Annotated in this window: 19 protein-coding genes; 5 read left to right on the top strand and 14 right to left on the bottom strand. The window is 48.8% G+C overall.

Going from position 1 to position 22,694, the window contains the following annotated elements; all coding sequences use genetic code 11:
• Nucleotides 1-12: 12 nt before the first annotated feature.
• The 4 genes from HNR50_RS10645 to rlmN form a co-directional block, all read right to left on the bottom strand.
• Nucleotides 13-381 carry a PspC domain-containing protein gene (locus HNR50_RS10645; protein ID WP_184746746.1) on the bottom strand — a complete coding sequence of 123 codons (369 nt, stop codon included), beginning with the start codon at nt 379-381 and terminating at the stop codon, nt 13-15.
• A 242-nt stretch (nt 382-623) separates the two neighbouring features.
• Nucleotides 624-2,228, bottom strand: coding sequence for an AMP-binding protein (locus HNR50_RS10640; RefSeq protein WP_184746745.1), 1,605 nt, complete (start codon nt 2,226-2,228; stop codon nt 624-626).
• Between the two features lie 43 nt (nt 2,229-2,271).
• Entirely contained in the window at nt 2,272-3,294 is a 1,023-nt protein-coding gene (locus HNR50_RS10635; protein WP_184746744.1) for a hypothetical protein, read from the bottom strand.
• Between the two features lie 37 nt (nt 3,295-3,331).
• Nucleotides 3,332-4,399, bottom strand: a complete 1,068-nt coding sequence (gene rlmN / locus HNR50_RS10630; RefSeq protein WP_184746743.1) for a 23S rRNA (adenine(2503)-C(2))-methyltransferase RlmN — start codon at nt 4,397-4,399, stop codon at nt 3,332-3,334.
• A gap of 64 nt (nt 4,400-4,463) precedes the next feature.
• Here rlmN and HNR50_RS10625 point away from each other — a divergent pair, with 64 nt between their 5' ends.
• Nucleotides 4,464-5,885 carry an MATE family efflux transporter gene (locus HNR50_RS10625; protein WP_184746742.1) on the top strand — a complete coding sequence of 474 codons (1,422 nt, stop codon included), beginning with the start codon at nt 4,464-4,466 and terminating at the stop codon, nt 5,883-5,885.
• 47 nt (nt 5,886-5,932) lie between these two features.
• On the opposite strand, the gene HNR50_RS10620 is transcribed toward HNR50_RS10625, so the two are convergent.
• The 4 genes from HNR50_RS10620 to HNR50_RS10605 are packed head-to-tail and all read right to left on the bottom strand — an operon-like array spanning nt 5,933 to nt 7,876.
• Entirely contained in the window at nt 5,933-6,412 is a 480-nt protein-coding gene (locus HNR50_RS10620) for a DinB family protein (RefSeq protein WP_184746741.1), read from the bottom strand.
• A 2-nt stretch (nt 6,413-6,414) separates the two neighbouring features.
• Nucleotides 6,415-7,086: an ATP-binding cassette domain-containing protein gene (locus tag HNR50_RS10615; protein WP_184746740.1), complete on the bottom strand. Its 672-nt coding sequence runs from the start codon at nt 7,084-7,086 to the stop codon at nt 6,415-6,417.
• Nucleotides 7,083-7,394 carry a hypothetical protein gene (locus HNR50_RS10610; RefSeq protein ID WP_184746739.1) on the bottom strand — a complete coding sequence of 104 codons (312 nt, stop codon included), beginning with the start codon at nt 7,392-7,394 and terminating at the stop codon, nt 7,083-7,085. Before HNR50_RS10610 ends, HNR50_RS10615 begins: the two co-directional genes overlap by 4 nt.
• 29 nt (nt 7,395-7,423) lie before the next feature.
• Complete coding sequence (locus HNR50_RS10605) at nt 7,424-7,876, bottom strand: GNAT family N-acetyltransferase (RefSeq protein ID WP_184746738.1); 453 nt, start codon at nt 7,874-7,876, stop codon at nt 7,424-7,426.
• A 114-nt stretch (nt 7,877-7,990) separates the two neighbouring features.
• On the opposite strand from HNR50_RS10605, the gene HNR50_RS10600 reads away from it, so the two are divergent.
• The 4 genes from HNR50_RS10600 (at nt 7,991) to HNR50_RS10585 (ending at nt 11,290) form a co-directional block, all read left to right on the top strand.
• On the top strand, nt 7,991-8,770 hold the full coding sequence (locus HNR50_RS10600; RefSeq protein ID WP_184746737.1) for a TspO/MBR family protein: 780 nt from the start codon (nt 7,991-7,993) through the stop codon (nt 8,768-8,770).
• Between the two features lie 402 nt (nt 8,771-9,172).
• Entirely contained in the window at nt 9,173-9,541 is a 369-nt protein-coding gene (locus HNR50_RS22835) for a substrate-binding periplasmic protein (RefSeq protein WP_425506743.1), read from the top strand.
• A 58-nt stretch (nt 9,542-9,599) separates the two neighbouring features.
• Nucleotides 9,600-10,178, top strand: a complete 579-nt coding sequence (locus HNR50_RS10590; protein WP_184746736.1) for a hypothetical protein — start codon at nt 9,600-9,602, stop codon at nt 10,176-10,178.
• Nucleotides 10,178-11,290 carry a hypothetical protein gene (locus tag HNR50_RS10585; protein WP_184746735.1) on the top strand — a complete coding sequence of 371 codons (1,113 nt, stop codon included), beginning with the start codon at nt 10,178-10,180 and terminating at the stop codon, nt 11,288-11,290. Before HNR50_RS10590 ends, HNR50_RS10585 begins: the two co-directional genes overlap by 1 nt.
• 46 nt (nt 11,291-11,336) lie before the next feature.
• Here HNR50_RS10585 and aspS read toward each other — a convergent pair whose 3' ends face one another.
• The 6 genes from aspS to gltB all read right to left on the bottom strand — a co-directional run bounded on the left by aspS (nt 11,337) and on the right by gltB (nt 22,379).
• Nucleotides 11,337-13,112 carry an aspartate--tRNA ligase gene (gene aspS / locus HNR50_RS10580; RefSeq protein ID WP_184746734.1) on the bottom strand — a complete coding sequence of 592 codons (1,776 nt, stop codon included), beginning with the start codon at nt 13,110-13,112 and terminating at the stop codon, nt 11,337-11,339.
• A gap of 20 nt (nt 13,113-13,132) precedes the next feature.
• Nucleotides 13,133-14,563, bottom strand: a complete 1,431-nt coding sequence (gatB, locus tag HNR50_RS10575) for an Asp-tRNA(Asn)/Glu-tRNA(Gln) amidotransferase subunit GatB (RefSeq protein ID WP_184746733.1) — start codon at nt 14,561-14,563, stop codon at nt 13,133-13,135.
• The gene (gene gatA / locus HNR50_RS10570; RefSeq protein ID WP_184746732.1) at nt 14,560-15,945 is read right to left on the bottom strand and encodes an Asp-tRNA(Asn)/Glu-tRNA(Gln) amidotransferase subunit GatA; all 1,386 of its coding nucleotides are present in this window, start codon (nt 15,943-15,945) and stop codon (nt 14,560-14,562) included. Before gatA ends, gatB begins: the two co-directional genes overlap by 4 nt.
• A 125-nt stretch (nt 15,946-16,070) precedes the next feature.
• Complete coding sequence (gene gatC / locus HNR50_RS10565) at nt 16,071-16,349, bottom strand: Asp-tRNA(Asn)/Glu-tRNA(Gln) amidotransferase subunit GatC (RefSeq protein WP_184746731.1); 279 nt, start codon at nt 16,347-16,349, stop codon at nt 16,071-16,073.
• A gap of 55 nt (nt 16,350-16,404) precedes the next feature.
• Nucleotides 16,405-17,853 carry a glutamate synthase subunit beta gene (locus HNR50_RS10560; RefSeq protein ID WP_184746730.1) on the bottom strand — a complete coding sequence of 483 codons (1,449 nt, stop codon included), beginning with the start codon at nt 17,851-17,853 and terminating at the stop codon, nt 16,405-16,407.
• On the bottom strand, nt 17,853-22,379 hold the full coding sequence (gene gltB / locus HNR50_RS10555; RefSeq protein WP_184746729.1) for a glutamate synthase large subunit: 4,527 nt from the start codon (nt 22,377-22,379) through the stop codon (nt 17,853-17,855). The genes HNR50_RS10560 and gltB overlap by 1 nt, the downstream gene beginning before the upstream one ends.
• Nucleotides 22,380-22,694: the final 315 nt, after the last annotated feature.

Raw genomic sequence — 22,694 nt, 5'->3', positions numbered from 1 at the left:
CTTTCCCTGAAATCAAGCTTTTTCAGGATCGATTTTTGAATCGCCTGCCGATGCCGCTTTGGCATCTTTCCTTTCCTTCCTGGTCTTCGATGCATCGGCACCGGCTTCCTTGAACTCACTGTACTCTCTTTTTACAAAAGCTTCGGCGTCATCCCTCAAATCTTCGAAATTCTCTTTGAAACCTTTGGAATCATACCCTTCCGGTCTTCTGACAGGAAGAACAAATGCCGCGATGATATAAGCGGCGATAGCCCATCCGGCTGTAAAGAATGCCGCTACGACTGCAGCGATTCTCCAGTATTTAGCTGAATAGCCTGTGGAATCGGCCAATCCCTGACAAACTCCGAATATTTTACCTTCTCTTGATCTGTAAACTTTCATATTTCAAAACCTCTCTTCTTTGCTTTCTGATATCTATATTGCAAAGGTTGTGCCAAGTTTTTAAAACCGGTTTTTTTCATCCCCGGGAGAGAAATTCCGGTTAAATCGGCAATTTTTACCAATAGATCTGGTGGAACTGACCGAAATCGCATAATAAATGGATTTTCACCTCTAAATGAACTGACTGGGCAAACAAAAAGCCTCCCGGGGAGGGAGGCTCTTAATGAGAGAAAAAGATTCTATCAGATATATAAATACCTTTTAATCTTCATCGAAGGAGTTTTCTCGAAGGGAATCTTCTGCTCAATAAGAGAACTGAGCCGTATGCCCGCATTGAGATGCTTATTGACCTCCTGGCGGATTCTGTCGAGAAGGGAAGCTTTGTATTCCTCGAACTTCTCAGTGGGAAGCTTCATATTCTTCAGGTCCGCCGTCAGCTTTTCCGCATTGAGATAGATAAAAGCCACAAGCTCTTTCCCTTTCTGGGTGATAACCGATTCTTCCACATACTCGTTCTCATTGATAAGAGATTCAATCTCTTCGGGATAGATATTCTCTCCATTGGAACCGAGAATCAGGTTTTTCTTCCGGCCTTTGATAAAAAGCCGGCCGTCCTGTGTCATTTTTCCCAGATCTCCCGTGCGGAACCAGCCGTCTTCTGTAAAGACTTCCGCTGTCCGCTCTTCATCCTTGTAGTAGCCGAGCATGATATTGGGCCCTTTAGCCTGTATTTCCCCGACTCCCGTCCTGCGATCCGGTTCGCCTATTCTCAATTCTCCGTTAAAAACGGGATTTCCCGTAGACCGGAATCTCTGAATAGAAGGATTGTCTCCCGCCAGAAGCGGCGAAGTTTCCGTCAGACCGTAGCCGATGGAATAGGGAAATCTGCTGTCTTTGAGAAAACGCTCCACATCCGGTCCCAGGGGCGCTCCACCGATACCGAAAAAGCGCAATTCCCCGCCGAAAGCTTTCAACAGCTTTTTCCCGGCAATATGATTCAGTAAAAACCGCGTCGGAGGCAGCGAATAGAGTATTGATGTGATCTTTCTGGAATGAAAGAGTCCCGCAACCTTGGACCGGTATATTTTCTCGATGAGCAGAGGAACCGAAAGGATCATAGTCGGTTTAACCCTGGCCAGCGCATCCATGAGAATACGGGGCGAAGGAACGCCTTCGATGTAAGTTACCGAAGAACCGTTCGTAAAGGGAAACAGCAATCCCAGAGTGCATTCGTAGGTATGGGCCAGGGGCAGAAGACTGAGAAAGCGGTCTTCTTCGGAAATGGCGATGATCTGATAGGATGCTTCCACATTGGAAAGAATATTCCTGTGACTCAGCATAACCCCTTTGGAATTGCCCGTGGTTCCCGATGTATAGAGAATGGCGGCAAGATCGTCTTCCTCAAGGGCAAAGTCTTTCTCATACAGGGTTTTATCGGCTTTGTTCCCATCCACAGGCTCCAGATCCTCCAGTTTGAAAACCGGCAGGGACAAACCGGCCTCTTCCAGTTTTCTTCGCTGTTTTTCCGAAGCGAAAAGGAGTTTCGCTCCGCTGTGGTCCAGAATGTTTACCACAGCTTTCGAGGCGAACTCCGGCAGAATGGGAACGATAACCGCCCCCAGAGATGTCACGGCCAGATAAACCACGCCCCAGTGAGGCTGGTTTTCACTGAACAGAGCGATGCGGTCGCCCTTCTCTATTCCTCTATAAATCAATTCGTTTTTTAAAGATTTTATCAGTGACTTCACATCACCGTAGGTCAGGAAATCCTTCCCCAGAAAACCAAAAGCCTTTGCCTTATCGGAGACATTATGGTTTTCCACTAATTGGCTAAATGTCATATTCATAGGTTGTATAATATCATGAGTCTGACAGATATCGCAATTGTGTTTATTTAGAATCACAATGATTACATTTTCTGAAAATAGAAGCGGCAAAGATCCGAAGGGCTATCCCGAGAAATATGGCCATACCCGCCGGGATCAGGGCTAAGTAACTCATGATTAACAGAACATTGCTGACATCAGGCAACAGACAGGTTAAATTGATTGAAATCATTGATATCAGAGCGAAGGGGATCAAATCAACCGGAGAGTACAGGTTTTTTTCTGTTTGCCGGAAAGAACTCCGGGACCTCTTGGAGCGCCCGATCAGAAGGAAGACGATAATATAACAGACTATGATCGACACAAAAGGAAGAATCGCAAGGGGAATTCTATCCTGGACAAGCAAGAAAAAAGAGGCCGTATAGAGAAGAATCAAATAAATCACAATCGCAATAGATGGCTTTCGCCGGTAATAGAAAATTGAAGAATCCGGGTTTCCTGAAATAAAAAACAGAAGAATGATCAGCAGCAAAGTACCGCCTAAGGAAAGGTTGGCGGATATGAGATCAAACTGATTTCCCTTAGCCAGGAATGAGCTGAACAAAAACAAAAGAACGGAAAGTATAATTGACTTTTTCACGCTTTTTCGCAGAATCCATTCATGTTCATTCAGAACCTGCTTTGTCAGGACTTCATAAACGAGAACAGGGAGAATAAAAGACATGAGAGGATGCCAGAAAAAAACAAGAATAGGGAATTCAGGCATGGCAAGGGAGAAAAGAGTACCGAATCCGGGACCCGTTTCGTTCATATACCCCGCCCATAACACTTTCGTGATCCATGATTCATAAAGTCCGAAAAGAACCCCGAAGAGGTAGAGGTGTAGCAACGAGGTTTTATGCAGCTTAAAGGCGATCCACATAAAGAACAGAACATGGCTTAGATAGAGAGGAAAAGTGAGCAGCCATCCCCATGGCTGAATGAACCACAATTGGGAAGCTCCGGAAAAGACCTCAGCGAACAGCATGGATAGGCTGCCCAGTAAGAGGATTGATGAAATTTTCCGGATTCCCTTAGACTCAGACAACAGGAATATGCTCCTTCATTGGGGTAATTCCAATTTATCACATTTTATCAGTATTTTCTGACTTGCGGTTCCCCAGCTGGCCGCAAGCGGCCATGATGCGCTCGCCCTGGCTGTTACGGGTAAAAACTCTTATTCCCGCAGTGAGCAGCTGTTCGTGAAACCGCTCCAGCTCCTCAGCCGTCGGTTTCTCGAACCCGCTATCTCTACCGGGATTGAAGGGGATCAGATTGACGGTAATTTTCGGGAACCCCTTGGCGAAATCGATGAGCTTCCGGCCGTTTTCCTCGCCGTCGGTCACCCCTTTGATCATGATATATTCAAAATAAAGCAGATCTTTCCTGCCGAACTGCTCCGTTTCCATCAGGCTCTCTTTCAGCTCGGCCAGAGGCCATCGGCGGTTTACGGGCATCAAATGACTTCTTGCGGCATCATCTGCTCCGTTGAGGCTCACGGCCAGATGAAGCTTATGATAATTTTTGTCTCTCTCTTTCCGGGCCAGCTCTGTCAGCCGGCTGATTCCCTGCACATTGCCGACAGTTGAAATGCAGATCGATTTTTTGGGAATGTTCATGGCCCAGGGATGGGTAAATATATCAATGGCCCCCAAAACATTATCGAAATTGTCAAAAGCCTCCCCCATGCCCATGAAAACGATATTGCGGATTGGTTTTTTATAAACCAGTTCGGCGGTCATCAACTGGGCGAGGATCTCCACTTTGGTCAGGTTCCGGATAAGGCCCATTTTCCCCGTCTCGCAGAAGGCGCAGGACCATCGGCATCCGATCTGGGAGGAAATGCAGAGCGTATTGTAGCGGCCGCCCATAGGCAGGATGATTGATTCCGTCTCAAGCCCGTCTTCGAGTTTCAACAGAAACTTGATAGTCCCCCCTTCCTCGATCGAACCGCTGACAGGAGGCAGATCGCAGACGAATCCGTTACCCGGCCCGGGCTGCATAGGCGAGCTGGACGCTTGCTTCCGACCAGCCTCACATCTCCCTTCTCCATACAAATCACTAAAGAGTTTTTTAGCTTCTTCCCGTCCCCCCATTTTGTTTTCCTTGACCAGGGCGAGAATATCCTCATAGGTGTATCCGAGCAGATTCATGAAGCTTTTATATCATGTGGTAATATTCTTGACAATAAAAAATACATAATCGAGAATGGGCTCCATGAATAACGAAAATACAGAACAGATGGAAAACGCCGATCACGGCGAAATGGCCAGAAGAGAAGTACCGGGCATGTTTGAAGGACCGATTCTGCCTCTTATCGCGAGATTGTCTCTTCCCGTGCTGGCGGGAATGCTATTCCAGCTTTTATACAACATAGTTGATACGATCTGGGTCAGCCGCATCGATCTCAATGACCCCTCCTTTGTCGGCGGGACGGGACTGATTTTTCCGGTCATTTTCTTTTTTATGGCATTGGCTTCAGGGGTTTCCGTCGGAGTGTCTTCACTTGTGGCCCGGGCCATCGGTGAAAAGAACAGAGAAGTTCTGAACAAGATCGCCGAATCGGGCCTTATTATGGCTATTATACTTTCAATAATCTGTATGGGAACGGTTTACGGCTTCGGCCCCCAGATTGTCAGAGCCATGGGAGCGGAAGGCGATTACTACAAACACGGCCTGAATTACCTTCTCTGGGTAACACCCGTCGCCCTTTTCGCGTTTGTGGGAAATGTGTTTTTCGGGATTTTCCAGGGCGAGGGACTCATGAAACACATGATGGTGGCTATGATCATCGGTACGGTCGTGAACATCGTTCTGGACCCGGTTTTCATCTTCGCCCTGAATCTGGACGTCAGAGGCGCCGCCATCGCCACGGGACTGGCCCAGTTTATTTCACTCATATACGCCCTGAGCATTTTCGCCGCTAAAAAAACCCTGGTCCCCATCAGCTGGTCAATCAGCAATGTCCGACTGGAAATCATCAAAAAGATCACAGTAATCGGATTACCTCAGGCCATGGGACAGATAACCATGTCCATAGCCTTCCTCCTGCTGAACAGGCTGGTGGTTTCCATCGATCCGCTTGCCATGACGGCCTATTCCCTCTGCGGAAGGCTCGATCAGATCGTTCTGATGCCCAGCTTCGCCCTGGCCGCCGCCATGATTACCATCGTGGGACAGAATGCGGGACGGGGTAACCTGAAAAGAGCCGATCATGCGGTAAAAGTGGGCTATGCCGCGGGATTTGTGGTTGTATTCTCATTTGCAATTGTCATGATAGCGCTTGCCAGATTCATCTACCCTCTTTTCTCCAATATTGAAGAAGTGGTCAATTATGCGGTCAGACAGACTTATACAGTTGAACTTTTCTTCAGTCTCGCCGTAGTGGGTATAATCAACCGAAGCGTTTTCCAGGCCATCGGCTACCCGATGCCGGCCTTTTTTATCACGCTGATGCGGGTTCTTATCGTATCGGTCCCGGCAGCCTATCTCTATGTGGGCGTTTTTAACATGGGGATTTACGGTGTCTGGTTCGGTATGGCGACCGGGATCGTGTTATCTTTCATAGTCAGTTTGGTCTGGGTCCGCTATGTTATGAGGGGTCTGCTCAACGGAACAAGAGAAATCAGACACACATAAAATAAAGCCGGCTGATTAACAGTCCGGCTTTTTTTATATCTTTCCCGCTATGCAGCGGAATTGAACTCCTCCAAAAGCTTGTCGATAAACTCCCTGTGAGCCTTCGGATGTTTGTGCATAACAGGGATAAAGGTCTCGAAATTGAGGATCCCGTACTTTTTATAGAGAATGCTGTATTGCGTCCAATCCTCTTCCACTATGGCGGAAAGATGGCGATGGGTCATTTTCCGAATCAGTTTAATAGTCTCTATGGCCTCTTCCGGACTGATGGTCTCATAGAGCAGCCCCGACGTCCATTCATCATCCATACCGATGATATCCGAACCGGGATGGACGATCCCCACCCTGTAACGGGTAAAATTGGCCACGTCGACATCGAGACAGTGAATGAGATGTTCATGGATTGTCCAGCGGTCGGGAGAGGGGCGGAAGTCGAGAACGTCCCGGGGGAGTCCTATAAGATCGTCAAAAAGATGAAGATCCTCCAGGATGTTGTCAACATGAATACGTTTTTCTTCTACTGTCATTTTCATTCCTTCTGCGCAGCGGGAAGATATCCGCGATCGATAAGAAACTGATCGGGATCGACGGCCATTTCAAAACGTCCCGAACGGGAGAGCCAGATGCGATCGGAAACGCCCCGCACCGAATGGTAATCGTGGTCCGTTATGAGAATATACCGTCCCCTGCTCTTCAGATCAAGAAGTTTCTTTTTAATATGTTTAATGTAAATAGGTTCAATGCCGCTGAAGGGCTCATCGAAAAAGTACGCCTTCCGGTCTAACGATGCGATCATGAGAAACTCGAGGTACCGGAGCCCTCCTCCCGACAGGCTGACAGCGTTCTGTTCAAGCAGCCCGGAAATACGGTCGTCCATCATCAGGGCTTTTGCTTGTTCATCAGGCAGAAAGATCTTTAGCAACTTCTTTACTTTGACGTTTTTAGGCAGAAAGGAGTGCTGGGACAGATAGGCGCAATAAAGCATTCTCTCCTTTTTGGAGATATATTGTCCCTCGATAAAAAGGCTTTCGCAGCTATCGGCAAATAATCCGAGCATAGCCTTCAGAAGAGTCGATTTACCGCAGCCATTCCGTCCGACAACGCTGGTGATTTCACTTTTGTCCAAATGGAAATACGCTCCGGAAAGCACGCGGTTCCTTCCGTAAGACATGGATAGGCTTTCCACTTTCAATGAACTCATAATAAGCTCCCCCGCAGGAGATTCAGTACGATGAGAGCTGAAATCGAAATGCTTGCGTAGACCATCTGGCTGGAAAAAATCAGCCTTTTTCTCGAGTAACCGAGGTTCAAAAAGAAAACCCATTCTGAACGGTTGAAGAGATGGAAGAAAAAAACCGCACCGTAAAAGCAAGGAAGAGCCAGATATATGAAAAAAGAGGAGATCTGATCAAAAAACAGGGATGCCGTGACGGGAACATCGCCGTATAAAAGCGTAAAGGCCGTGGACATGATAACAATTAGAGCGGAAATAAAAAGATTGTAACGCAATATCCGCCTGCAGAAGAATAACACTGGTATCAGTCCCCGGAGTATTCCAGTACCGAAAGCCTGGGAAGAAAACCCAGCTTCCCGTAAAACTCGAGAACAGACTCATGACCGTCGGCAACCGATACGCGAAAGCGGCTGCATTTCTTCTCTCGCATCCAGAGCATGGCCTGTTCGACCAGATGGCTGCCCAGTCCTGATCCTCTCATATCCTCCTCAAGATAGAGGGAATCAATTTCACCATCATTTCCTCTAACCGTTGAGATGCAATAGCCAAGCGGAGTATCCTTCACGTGGACAATCTGAAGCAGGAAATCCTCAGCAGGAAGTTCTGCGAAACCTTTGATCCGTTCTTCGAAAGTAAATCCGCTGTAATAGTCCCTGAAATGCCGGGAATCATGCCTGTGAATTTCATTAAGTTTCTCCCAAAGAGGCTTAATGATATCGAGTCGCTCCCTGCCTGATGTTTCGATCTTCCAGTCCACCTCATCAGATTACCCTGTCCCGGAAGGATTTTCCATTAAAAAAGAGTTTATTTTCTAACTGAAATAAAAATTGGAATTAGAATATCTATAGACAATATATTTATAGGAGTGAATATGACAAAATTCAGTAAGATCGCTGTACCTGTTTCCTTCCTGGCCATGATAACCATAAATGCCCTGGCTAATATCCTTCCAATCAATGGAATCACGACCGGCGAGATTTCCGATGCGCTCCCGAACCTGTTCACACCGGCGGGATACACTTTCGCCATTTGGGGATTTATATACATACTTCTGGGCATTTTCACATTCAAGTACATCACTTTCAATTTTACAGAAGCGGAAAACGGCGCAGCTGATTCTGTCCGCTATATCGGTTGGCTTTTTGTCATTTCATCTTTATTAAACAGCTTCTGGATTCTGGCCTGGCACTACCATAAAGTTTTCCTCTCCCTGCTGATCATGATTCTGCTGTTCGTGACTCTTATGCTGATTGAGCTCCGTATAAAAAAAGCAGCCTTCGGGGACAAAGTGAAGCAATGGGTCAAACCGACTCTTTCTGTGTATTTCGGATGGATAACCGTAGCCACAGTGGCCAATGTATCGGCCTGGCTGGTCAGCATAGGCTGGAACGGCGGCGGCATAGCCCCGGAAATCTGGATGATGATTCTTCTACCCGTCGTCGCGGTAATCGGCACTGCGGCTTTGATCCGCATAGTATGCCCTGCCTACGGTATGGTTCTGATCTGGTCCTATATCGGCATTCTGGTGAAGCATGCCGGCGGATCGGGTTATGGCGGGGAATACAGAGGTGTTATCATCATGGTGATTATCTCACTTCTAATGATCGTTGCGGGGATTGTCTATACGGCAGTAAGGATGGCGAAGAAATGATATAGAAACGGTAAATCAAAGTATCATGATAGAATTTTTACAAAATGAGAGATCCCATTATTTTTGCAAATAAACGCACCATAGACTAAAGTTTAAGGGGAAGAGAGTCTCATTTATGATAAAAAGACAAGGTTTATCTTTTTCACAGCGCTGTTCATCCTTCTCGCCCATGCGGGCCTCTTCTCTCAGGAAGTTAAAATTTCCCTTGATGAAAACTCACCGCCATTTGCCTATAAAATAGGGGAAACCGGAGAAAGCGGTATTAAGCGAATTTACCGAACCACAGCCAGAGACCTGATTTACGATTATTCCGATCCCTTAATTAATGAAAAAGTCAATATCCTCACCGCTGCCGAGAATGCGGTCTCTCCTCGAAGCATCAAGGAACTGAGAGGATCCAAAGTGGGAATTCTCTTCGGCTGGAGTTATAGACAGGATTTTGAAGATGCCAGGGAAACGGGGATTTTCACAGTAATCGAAATGCGTAGCGACATATCGAACCTCGACCTCCTCGCCTCAGGCCGTATCGATTATATCTTAATACTTGAAGAAATCGGTAAGGCTATGATGGAAAAGAAAGAGTATTCCGGTAAATTCAGAATGATATATCCGCCTCTTTTGCAGAACGAAACCTACCTGGGGTTTAATAAACATACAAACAGAACAGATCTTCTTGAAAGACTTAATCTCGAAATCAGGGAGTTAAAACAAACAGAAAAATACGATGAGTTAGTCAATCAGATTCTCCAGGATGAAATTAACCGGGATTAAAATATCTCTTGGCATTTTTTTTGCATTAAAAATAATTAAATGATAAAATCCATAATTTATGAAACACAAATATTTACTTATCCTTTTTTTTCTGATTACTCCTTTTATATACAGTCAGGAGATATCGGAAACATCAATCGAAGTAGATGTTACATTGGATTACTATTTCCCTGTATCCAGTACCGTCGAATTCAACATGCCTATGGATGTCTTTACAGACGCTAAGTTCTGGAAGAACTTTAATTTTTCAGCCAGATATATGTCCTATGATCCCTGGCTTAATCCGTTAACGACCATTGAGTTCGGGGCCGGATTAGGCTACAAAGTGATCAATAATGAGAAATCCCATCTTCTTTTCAGCGGTTATTTCAACCTTCAGCTCGTCGATTCGGAATTATCCATCGTACCGGGAGCATCAATAAACTGGATGAGGAAACTGGGAGAACATTTCTCTATAGGTATTGATCTGGACGGCTATTTCTGGAGCAACGCCGTAGGGCTTGAGCTCTATGTTCCTTTCAAGATCTATGCCGGCGATCTATTCTATTTCAAAATCAGTCCGGGATGGTCGGCCTATTCAACTGACATTCTGTATCACGGCATGCGCAGCCAGGTCGCGGCAGGAGTATCATTCTAATGAAAACAACTACATTTCTAAAATTATCAATTGCTGCAATTTTGATCCAGACAATTGGAACTCTCCTCTCCTGCGGCGAAATGCCATCGGAAAGGCTTCCTTCGGCCAAACCGGTTTCTTTTATGTGGAACGATGAAGCCAACACACCTGCTCTATATGCCAGTCCGGCCAGAACGCTTTCCTATACGCCCGGAACGGATTCGAGTCTGGATGTATATGATGAAGTCTATAGTCTCTTCGGGACAAAAATCGATGAGGTTACTCCCACGCACTTCAGAATGATGATTTCAGTGATATACCTCTATAATGACTTGCGGGGGTATGAGTTTGTTCCCGATCATGAACTCGACGAAAACGGCTATTTACCGGAAGGAGAAACATGGTCTATTCCCGTTGATTTTTGCGAAGGGACATTAACACTATTTCCCGATGTCCCCGTCCCTCAGGGGGAATACACAAGCATCATATTCGAATACACCGGTAATTTCTTTTCTGAATTAGGAGGGCATCTGAATCCCGAATTCGAACCCAATAGTATTGCCGGAACTATCATAGAGGCAAATCTTCCCGGATTCAGTTCAAACCCCGACTTTATGAATAGAATAAATTTTAGACAAACAAGTGGAAGTTATGACTTACCATTATGGACAGATGAAAGCGATCTGCCTATCGATACATTCCGATTTGATTATTGGGAGATAGACCCCTATGATCGTCTGGCAGAATCTTCCAACTTATACTTGGCGGATCCTGATTACTATAGTATAGAACCTGTCTCAACAACATTCAGCATATTTCATTCAGGATCGGATTATCAAGCAATTTTTACAGGCAATGAAGGTCATGCCGATTCATTTGCTGACGCTTTGGCGGATATAGGAGCAACGGCCCCGGGATGGTATTTTGATGGTGATATCGATGCCCTGGTCATGCCTATGAATACAGTAACTATACCCAGTAAAGCGGATGGAATAATGGTTGAGATATCCTGGGACACAAACGGCCTTATCGAAATATACGATAACAGCACTCCCGCCGATACGACAGACGATATCGCTGTTCTGGCAAAGAATTTCTGGGAACGAATGTCTATTACAATCACAGCTCAATAATCAAAGAGGCAAATAAAAACGCCCCGCTGCAAAACGGGGCGTTTTTTTATTCTTCATCCTCGACTGTCGAAGCGATGAAAAGCTCCTCCATCTGCTCCTCTTCCACATTACCGGGAGCCTCTGTCATCATACAGGTGGCTTTCTGTGTTTTGGGGAAGGCGATGACATCGCGGAGCGACGGCGTCTTCAGGAACAGCATGGCCATTCTGTCCAGACCGAGCGCCAATCCTCCATGGGGAGGCGCGCCGTAATCCAGTGAGTCGAGGAGGAATCCGAATTTGTCTCTCGCTTCCTCTTCGTCAATGCCCAGTATGCGGAAGACACGCTCCTGAACATCTTTCCGGTGGATTCTGATCGATCCGCCTCCCAGCTCGCATCCGTTCAGAACCAGGTCGTAGGCGTTTGTTTTTACGTCGAAAACATCGTCCTCCATTCTGTCCAGGTCTTCCGTTTTAGGTGCCGTGAAGGGATGGTGGAGCGATGTAGGCCGGGCTTTGTGGTCCTTCCCGAACATGGGGAAATCGACGACCCAGGTAAAGTTCAGTTCGTTCTCATCAATGAGTCCGAGCTTCTTCCCGAGATCCAGTCTCAGAGCCGCCAGAGACTGGCAGACCACTTCCTCTTTATCGGCCAGGAAGATGAGAACGTCTCCGGTTTCCGCTTCCATTCTCTTATAGAGTTCCGCCGATTCCTCTTCGCTGAAGAATTTAACGATGGGAGACTGGGGTCCCTCGGCTGTCATCTTGATCCAGGCGACACCTTTCGCCTTGAACCTGGCGGCAAAGGGCGTCATATCGTCGAGGTCTTTCCGGCTCAGTTTTTCCGCGGCCCCTTTCAGGTTGATGGAGCGGACAGCCCCGCCGTTTTTAACGGCGTTCTTGAAAACGGAAAATCCCGTATTGACGAATACGTCGCTGAGATCTTTGATTTTCAGTCCGAAGCGGAGATCCGGTGCATCGCATCCGTATTCCAACATAGACTGATCGTAGGTTATCCTGGGAAGAGGAAGAGTCAGATCTTTGCTGAACATGTCCTTCATGAGCCCGGCCATAAGTCCTTCCGTAACGGACATGACGTCTTCCTGATCGACGAATGACATCTCGATATCCACCTGAGTGAATTCCGGCTGGCGGTCCGCTCTCAGGTCTTCATCGCGGAAACAGCGGGCAATCTGGAAATAACGGTCGTATCCGGAAACCATAAGCGCCTGCTTGAAGAGCTGGGGACTCTGGGGAAGCGCGAAGAATTTCCCGGGGTTCGTCCGGCTGGGAACCAGATAGTCCCTGGCGCCTTCGGGGGTCGCTCTTGTCAGGATAGGGGTTTCGATTTCAACAAACTGCTGATCGTTGAAGTAATTCCGGATTTTATTGGTCAGCTCGCTTCTGAAGATAAGGTTCTTCTGCATTTTCCGGCTTCTCAGATCGAGATAGCGGTGCTTCAGAAGCACTTCCTGATTGGTTTCGCCCGAGTGGTTGATCTCAAAGGGAGGTGTTTTGGATTTGTTGAGCAACTCGAAATCGCTGATGTATACCTCTATCTCTCCGGTTCCCAGTCTGGCATTGGCCATGCCTTCCGGCCTTGCAGAGACTTTCCCCTCGATGGATATCACATCCTGGCTTCTCAGGGTATGGGCGATTTTATGGTGCTCTCCGGCGATATCGGGATGGAAAACGATCTGCGTCGTCCCCCATCTGTCATTCAGGTCGATAAAGGCCACGCCGCCGTGGTCTCTGTAGTTTTCCACCCATCCGCTGAGTCTGACGGTTTCGCCGTTATTATTATTGGTCAGCTCTCCGCAGTTATGTGTTCTTTTCAATTTCATGTTCAACTCCTTCGCGGAAATTATTCCGACCCTTTAATCTTGTTTTCTATCATTTCTCTGGCCAGCTGGGGATTAACCTTCCCTCCCGTGGCCTTCATCAGCTGCCCCATCAGGAAGCCGATCTGCTTGTCCTCTCCCGCCCGGATCGCGTCAACGACGGCCGGATGGGCGGCAAGCACCTCTTCAACGACTTTCTCCACAGCTCCCGTATCGGAAACCTGTTCCAGTCCTTTTTCTTTAACGATAACCGACGGATCCTTGTCTTCATCGAATACCGCCTGCAGTACGTCTTTTCCAATATTGTTGCTGATCCTGTTGCTGTTGATCAGGTCAAAGAGCTCTTTTATTCTCTCCGGGGTAAAGGGAGACTGATCGATGGCAGCGCCTTCTTTGTTCAGCACTTTCTGAATATCTCCGGAGAGCCACCCGGCTGCCTGGGAAGCATCGGCGCCGGCGGCCAGAACCGCTTCGAACCAGTCGGCCGTATTCTTCTCGGCTGTGATAAACGCCGCCTGATCCGCCGTCAGGTTCAACTCCGCCTCATAACGCTTCTTCCTCTCGTTGGGAAGTTCGATCATGGCCTCCTCCACCCGGGCCATCAATGCCGCGCCGGGTCGGAATGGCGGAAGATCCGGTTCGGGAAAATAGCGGTAGTCATGGGAATCCTCTTTGGACCGCATGCTCCTGGTCGTGGAACTGCCTTCATCCCAGAGACGGGTTTCCTGAACGATGGAATCGCCTTTATCGAGAACTTTTGCGTGGCGCTTGATCTCATAGGTCAGAGCCTTGTTGACGAAACGCGACGAGTTGAGGTTCTTCACTTCCGTTTTTGTACCCAGCCCTTTTCCGGGCAGGTTGATAGAGGTGTTGGCGTCGCAGCGGAGCGATCCCTCTTCCATGTTTCCGTCTGTCACTTCCAGATAGCGTACAAGCTGGCGGAACTGCTGGACAAAGAGCTCAGCCTCCCGTCCGTCCAGAAGATCCGGCTCCGTAACGATTTCCAGAAGGGGTGTGCCCGCCCTGTTGTAGTCGAGCCGGGACTGGTAGGCATCGTGAATCATTTTCCCCGCATCCTCTTCCAGGTGGACATCGTGAATCCGGATTCTCTTGACCGAACCGTCATCCAGTTCCAGATCGAAATAACCGTTGATTCCGAAGGGAAACTCGAACTGGCTGATCTGGTAGTTCTTGGGCATATCGGGATAAAAATAGTTCTTTCTTTCGAAAACAGCCTTTTCATTAATGTGGCAGTTAAGGGCGCGGGAGACTTTCAGCGCTTTAAAAACGGCTTCCTCGTTTAGCGAGGGAAGCGCGCCGGGATAGCCCATGCAGACAGGGCAGACATTGGTATTCGGCTCATCTCCGAAGTTATTGGGACAGCTGCAGAAAACCTTCGTCTCCGTAATCAGCTGAATGTGGATTTCCAGTCCGACGAATGATTGATATTTCATGCTTTCCACTCCTGTGAATACCCTTCCGGTTTCTGTGCGGGGAAGACAGATTCCAGTTTCTCGGCGATTCTGAACAGCCTCTCCTCTTCGAAGGCGGGGGCCATAAACTGAACCCCCACGGGAAGTCCCTCTTCAATGGTCGAGGGAACAGCCAGAGCGGGAAGACCGGCCAGGTTGGCCGAACAAGTATAGAGGTCCGCCGCTTTCTGCTGAAGCTGGGTCAGATCAGAAGAACCGTGACGGAAGGCCGCTGTCGGGAAAACGGGCATCATCAACGCATCGGCACTCTCGAAGATTCTGTTGAAATCATTCAGGATAGCCGTCCGGATTTTCTGTGCCCGGTGGTAGTACTGATCCTGAAATCCGGACCGGAGAACATAGGTTCCCAGAAGGATTCTCAGCTTCACCTCATCACCGAAACCGCTGTGCCGAGTTTCCTCCATGAGAGCCGAGGGTGTTTCAGCACCTTGTGCGGCCAGTCCGTAACGGATTCCATTGAACCGCGCCAGGTTGGCGCTCGCTTCCGCTGTCGCTATGACATAGTAAGCGGGAACGACGTATTTCAATGTGGGAAGTTCCACTTCGACAGTTTTATACCCCTGCTCTTTCAGCCTGGTAATGGAAGTGTTGTAAGAACGGAGAACATCATCGCTGAGGTCTCCCTTCCCCACTTTCAGGACGGCGACGGTCTCAACGTCATCCTTACCCGAAGGAGAATAATCAACTGTTGTATTGTCCATAATATCTTTGCCGCGCATGGCGTTGAAAACCTCTCTGGTCAATCCGGCCGTTTCAGCGCAGACTCCGATTGTCTCCAGAGAGGAGGCATAGGCGGTCAGGCCGTAACGGGAAACCGTGCCGTACGTTGGTTTCAATCCGTAGACGCCGCAGAAGGAAGCGGGCTGGCGGACCGAACCGCCTGTATCGGAACCCAGGGCAAAGGGCACCTGCCCCGCCGCGACAGCTGCGGCGCTCCCGCCGCTTGATCCGCCGGCAACCCGGCTCGTATCCCAGGGGTTGTGGGTTTCCGCCAGAGCGGAATTATCCGTCGATGAGCCCATTCCGAACTCATCCATATTCATCTTTCCGACGGGAACGGCTCCGGCTTTCTGAAGATTTTCTACAGCCGTCGCCGTATAGGGACAGTCGAAATTCTCCAGGATTTTCGAACCGCAGGTCATATTGAAGCCTTTGACGGCTATATTGTCTTTTACGCCGAAGGGAATGCCGGCGAGTATGCCTTCTCCCGAAGAATCAGCCTTTGCGGCCTCGGGATCGAACTGAAGGAAGCTTCCGATTTTCTCTTCCCATGATCCCACATATTTTTTATAGGAGTCGGCGCTGTCCGTCAGCGCCTTTGCCCACCTTTTTATATCACTCATAAAACCTCTTCTTATTTGCTTATACTGCGTTGTTCGTTGTCAAAAGTCCTCACGTTCTGTAGTACGCTGCGGGCTTTTTCCGCCTCATGCCTTGTCTAATCAAAAAATCTTTCGATTTTTCAATATTACATAACATTGGGGATAACGATAAAGCGGTCCTCTCTTTCGGGAACGCGGTCCAGGAGATTATTGGACAAATTAGAGGACCCGGGGCTGTCGCTCCGGGTACGGTTCTCCTTCTGCAGGGTTTGGGTGGTGGGCTCGAGTCCTTTGACATCAGCTTCCATCATGGCGGAAAAGTTGTCGAGCATGGCTGAAACTTCTGCGGCCAGTTTGTCCGCTTCTTCATCGTCCATTTTCAGTTTTGCCAGAGCTGCCGTTTTAAACAGTTCGTTTTTGTCCATTATGTTCTCCTGTATACCTAAAAAAAGCCGCTTTGATGAAAAGCGGCTTTTATGCTTATGAGGATTTTTCCTCAACCCTTTTCATCAAGTAATCGTGGATGCAATTCGATGCCTTCCGGCCGTAATTTATGGCGTGTACGACAAGGGAGGCACCCACATTGGCATCACCGGCGGCAAAAATGCCGTCGATATTGGTCATGAAATTATCATCAACGGCAATATTGCCGCGGTCAGTCAGGTTGAGTCCTGTATTATTATTGACGATTCCGTTGTGTTCAACGTGCTCGAATCCCATGGCGAGAAGGACGAGATCCACTTCCAGTTCGAATTCGGTACCTTCAACAGGCTTCAGCTGGGGACGGCCATTATCGCCGGGAACCCATTCCACTTTTTGGAACTGCCCTTTGGTAACCGTACCTTTTTTTCCGAAGAACTCATTGGTGGTTACGCACCAGTCCCGGAAACAGCCTTCCTTATGAGAAGAGGACGTGCGCAGAATCTGCGGCCAGTCGGGCCACTGGGGATTATAGCTTTTGTCCCATTCCAGAGGCTTGGGCATGATTTCAAACTGATGCACAGATACGGCTCCCTGTCTGTTGGCTGTTCCCACACAGTCCGATCCCGTGTCTCCGCCGCCAATTACAAGCACTTTTTTGCCCATGGCGTTGATCACCGGTTCATCGTAGGATTCTTCTGATACATTTTTATTGGATTGAGAAAGATAATCAAGTGCAAAATGGATGCCTTTTAGATTTCTTCCCTTAACCGGCAGATCTCTTGCCTTTCCGGCGCCGATTGTGATGAGCACCGCATCGAATTTGTTCTTCAGATAGCGAATGGAAATGTCGTCGCCGATGTTCACTCCGGTCTCGAACTCCACACCTTCGGCCCTCATCTGCTCGACTCTTCTGTCTATAACAGATTTATCGAGCTTGAAATCGGGAATCCCGTAGCGGAGCAGTCCTCCGATTTTATTGTTTTTTTCGAAAAGAGTGACTTTATGGCCCATGCGCCTCAGTTCCTGGGCTGCCGCCATGCCCGCGGGTCCGCTTCCGATAACGGCCACACTCATGCCCGTTTCGACTTTCGGCTTACGGATTTTCACCCAGCCTTCGCGCCAGGCCGTTTCGGCAATCTCCCATTCGATATTGCGGATGGTTACCGGCGCGTCATTGATGGAGAGCGTACAGGAAGTTTCGCAGATGGCAGGACAGATTCTTCCCGTAAACTCGGGGAAGTTGTTCGTCAACTCCATTCTCTCCCAGGCTTCCTTCCACTGATTGCGGTAAACCGCATCGTTCCACTCGGGAATCAAATTACCCAGGGGACATCCCAGATTGTGGCAGAAAGGGGTGCCGCATTCCATGCACCTTCCGCCCTGATCGATAAGCTCATCGTTAGTCATGCCGATGGCCACTTCTTTATAATCCTGCAGTCTTTCAGAGACATCTCTGTATTGCTGCGCTTTTCTCATGGTTTCCAGAAATCCCAGTGTTTTTCCCATTACAGGTAAACCTCCTCGGTAACGGTTTCGCTGTCCGATTCAATCATTTCTCTTTCCATCAGTTTCTCCAGAGCTTTTTTGTAGTCCTGAGGCATAACTTTAACGAAAAGAGGAAGCGATTCCTCCCAGTTTTCAAGAAGCCGGAGCCCCTGTTTACTGTTGGTATATTCAGTGTGCTTCGAAATCATTTCGTAAAGAATATTCTTGTCCTCTTCCTCGACAACCGGCTCGATCTCAACCATCTCCAGGTTACACTTCGTGTCGAAAAGCTGGTTTTCATCGTAGACATAGGCGACTCCGCCGCTCATTCCCGCGGCAAAGTTCACACCGGTCTTGCCGATGATGACGACGGTTCCGCCGGTCATATACTCGCATCCGTGGTCCCCGACGCCTTCGACGACCGCTTTGGCTCCGCTGTTTCTAACGGCGAACCGCTCTCCGGCCCGGCCGTTGATATAGACTTCGCCGCCCGTCGCTCCGAAGAGGTTGACGTTTCCGGTGATGATATTTCTGAACCCGCTGAAGGTGGATTTCAGAGGCGGATAGAGGATGATTTTTCCGCCCGACAGTCCCTTTCCGAGATAGTCGTTGGAGTCCCCTTCCAGCTCGAAGGTGATTCCTTTGGTCAGAAACGCTCCGAAACTCTGTCCGGCGCTTCCGTCGAACTTGACGGAGATCGTATCATTGGGGAGCCCTTTGGCTCCGTATTTGGCTGTGACGCGGGAACTGAGCATGGCTCCGACCGTTCTGTTGCAGTTGCGGATCGGCATGGCGATATTGACCAGCTGCCTGTTGTCCAGAGCCGCCTTGGATTTCTCAATCAGCTCGGGATCGAGGGACAGCGAGAAATCGTGGTTCTGTGACGATGTGCAGTAAAGGGTTTCCCCTTCGGGCACTTCCGGCACGGTGAGTACTTTCGAGAAGTCCAGGCCTTTCTTTTTGTAGTGATCGATAGCTTCGGAAACATCGAGCCTGTCGACCCGTCCGACCATTTCATCGAAAGTCCGGAACCCCAGTTCCGCCATGATCTCCCGCACTTCCCTGGCGATAAACATCATGAAGTTTTCCAGATGCTCAGCTTTTCCGGGGAAGCGCTTTCTCAGCTCGCCGTTCTGCGTCGCAATCCCCACGGGACAGGCGTTGGTATGACACTTGCGCATCATAACACAGCCGATCGCCACGAGAGATGCCGAACCGAAACCGAATTCCTCGGCGCCGAGCATGGCGGCGATAACTATGTCCCGCCCTGTTTTCATCTGTCCGTCGCACTGAATCCTGATCCGGGACCGCAGTTTATTCATGACCAGAACCTGCTGGGTTTCGGCCAGACCGATTTCCCAGTAAGAACCGGCATATTTGATGGATGATAAAGGAGAAGCTCCCGTACCTCCGTCTCCTCCGCTTATAAGGACCATATCGGCCTTGCCTTTGGCGACGCCGGCGGCGACCGTACCGACACCCGCTTCGGAAACGAGTTTTACGGAAACCCGGGCAGCGGGGTTGGCGTTTTTCAGGTCGAAGATCAGCTGGGAAAGATCCTCAATAGAGTAAATATCATGATGAGGGGGCGGAGAGATAAGCATGACCCCCGGCGTCGAATGGCGCACTCTGGCAATGACATCATTTACCTTGTAGCCGGGAAGCTGTCCGCCCTCTCCGGGCTTGGCACCCTGGGCCATTTTGATCTGAAGTTCGTTCGCGTTGTAGAGATAATTGCTGTCCACGCCGAAACGTCCCGAAGCAACCTGCTTTACATGACTCCTTCGGTCATCTCCGTTTGGCAGGAGGTCGTACCTTGTATCATCCTCCCCTCCTTCACCGGAGTTGCTCATACCGCCAATGCGGTTCATGCCGACGGCCATGGTTTCATGGGCTTCCTTGCTGAGAGACCCGAAAGACATGGCTGAGGAAACGAATCTCCTGACAATGGAATCTTCCGTCTCGACCTCATCAATGGGCACGCTTTTGCCCGGCTTGAAGGCAAAGAGGCTGCGGAGCGTGTTGATCGCCCGGCTTTGATCGTTTATTTCATTGGAATACTGTTTAAAAATGCCGTAGTCCTTATTCCGGACAGCCTTCTGCATGGTGACGACGGCTTTCGCCGAAAAGAGATGTCTGTCGGCTTTGACTCTGGCGCTGTATTTTCCACCTGATTCAAAACGGCGCGAATAAGTATTGGACGGTTCATATGCGGCTTTATGACGCTTAATGAGGTCGATCTCCACCTGTTCGATGCCGATTCCGTTCACGTTGGATGTTACGCCGTTGAAGTATTTATCGGTGAAATCGCCGGCGAGACCGATAGCTTCGTACATTTTCGATCCCTTGTAACTGCGGATCGTTGAAACGCCCATTTTTGACATAACCTTGAGCAGTCCCTTCTTGACGGCCAGGATGTAATGCTCTATGGCGTGGGATACCGTCAGCTCCTGGCGGATATACCCTCTGGACTGAAGATCGGTCAGTGTTTCAAAAACGAGATAGGGATTGATGGCGCTGGCCCCGAAGCTGATCAGAGTGGCGAAGTGATGAACTTCCCTTGCCTCTCCTGTCTCGACGACAAGACCGATAAGATGCCTTTTTCCTCTGGCGATCAGGTACTGGTCAACAGCTGCCACGGCCAGCAGGGCCGGAATGGCGGTAAACTCTTTATCTATACCTCTGTCGGAGAGAATGATAAGAGAGTTTCCTTCGTTGACCTTATCCTCGGCATCGCGGCAGAGCCTTTCGATAGCCTTTTCCAGAATCCCTGTGGTTTCGGTTATCTGAAAAAGCATGGAGACCGTGGCCACCTTGAAATCCTTCATATCATTGCGTTTGAGATAGCTTATATCATCATTGGCCAGAATAGGGTGAGCCAGTTTCAATTGATGGCAATGCTCGGGTGTCTCGGAGAGGAGGTTTCTCTCCCTCCCGATATAGGACATGAGTGACATGACCAGCTGCTCCCTGTAGGGGTCGATCGGTGGGTTGGTCACCTGAGCGAAGAGCTGCTTGAAATAATCGTAGAGAAGCTGCGGTTTTTCCGACAGAACAGCCAGCGCCCCGTCATTACCCATGGACCCCACGGGCTCCTGGGCATTGTTCGCCATGGGAGTGACAATCTGCCTTAAATCCTCAAAAGTGTAACCGAAGGCCTTCAGCCTCTCGCGCAGCGTATCGGAATCGTATTTGACATCGCCGGGCGTCTCGAGGAGCCCTTTCAGCTCTATTTTGTTTTCCACAAGCCAGCGGCGGTAAGGCTGCTGCCGTGTAATGTAATTTTTGATTTCGTTATCGCGGATAACCCGCTTTCTCTCCATATCGACGAGGAACATCTTACCCGGAGCCAGACGCCCTTTTTCCAGCACGTCTTCAGCGGGCACATCGATAACACCTGTTTCCGAAGCGAGTACGACTTTACCGCTTTTGGTCAGGGTATAGCGTCCCGGCCTTAGTCCGTTTCTATCCAGCGTCGCGCCGATTCTGGTTCCGTCGGTAAACACCAGAGCAGCCGGACCGTCCCAGGGCTCCATAAGGGCGGAATGATATTCATAAAAGGCTCGTTTGTCTTCGGAAATATGATATTTGGAACCGAACGCTTCGGGAACCATCATCATCATGGTGTGTTCCATCGACCGTCCGCCCTTGTGTATCAGTTCGAAAACATTGTCGAAAACAGCCGAATCGCTTCCCATGCTGCTGGCTACCGGAAGGAGCTTCGGCATATCGTCTCCGAAAATCTCCGAGGTGAGAGTCGCTTCGCGGGCGCTCATGTTGCCGGCGTTCCGCCTGAGCGTATTGATCTCGCCGTTGTGGGCGATATAGCGGAAAGGCTGGGCCAGAGGCCATGAAGGAAAAGTATTGGTACTGTAGCGCTGATGTACCAGAGACATGGCGCTTTCAAAATCTTTTTCCGCCAGATCGGGATAAAAAGTGACGAACTGGGTGGATACGAACATCCCCTTGTAGATCATGGTTTTCGATGAAAGTGAGGGTATGTAATAAAGATCCTGATTAAAACCCTTTTCCCTCGCTCCCTTCTCAAGGGCTTTTCTGAGGATATAGAGCTTGAGTTCAAGATCGCTCTTCTTAATATCTTTAAAAGTTACAAAAATCTGTTTGAAAGAGGGCATGACCGAACGGGCCTGTTCGCCCAGACAGTCGGCGTTGATGGGAACATTTCTCCATCCGAGAAGAACGGCGCCTTCCGCGGCAGCGATATCTTCCGTCAGACGGCAGGCCTCTTCGGCCCGGGTCTTGTCTGCGGGAAGGAAAATCATCCCCGCACCGTATTCGCCCTCAGGGGGAAGATCGAAGTCGACAACGCGGGAGAGAAACTTGTGAGGAATCTGCAGCAGCATGCCCGCGCCGTCCCCCGTCTTCATATCTCCACCCACGGCACCTCTGTGTTCGAGGTTGCAGAGAATCTGAACTCCTTCCTCGACAATTCGATGAGACCGTTTTCCACTGATATCGGCGACGAATCCGACACCGCAGGCATCGTGTTCGTGCTTAGGATCATATAAACCTTTTTTCTCTAACATAGACATATCCCCTGGAAAACTAGTGTTTACCAGATTTTCCAGGAAACGAAAAAGTAATGCAATAGAAAATAACGACTTTTTTCATCTTTTATTCTGTTTTTTATATAGTTATTCAATTTTTTGACGATTTTTTTGTTATTTATTCAATATTCCCAAACAGATTAACTCTAAATAAACAAAATAAACCACAAACAAACCAATTGTTCTTATATATAAGAATACTTTTCAACTTAGCAATTTTACTTTTTAGGAACAAGTAAAGTAACTTTTTTACGAAATATGCATGTAGGATAGCTTATTTTCCGAAAGTCTCTG

Source organism: Spirochaeta isovalerica, assembly GCF_014207565.1.
In the GTDB taxonomy this organism is placed as follows: Bacteria; Spirochaetota; Spirochaetia; order DSM-2461; family DSM-2461; genus Spirochaeta_F; species Spirochaeta_F isovalerica.
This window is presented reverse-complemented; position numbering and strand designations above follow the sequence as displayed.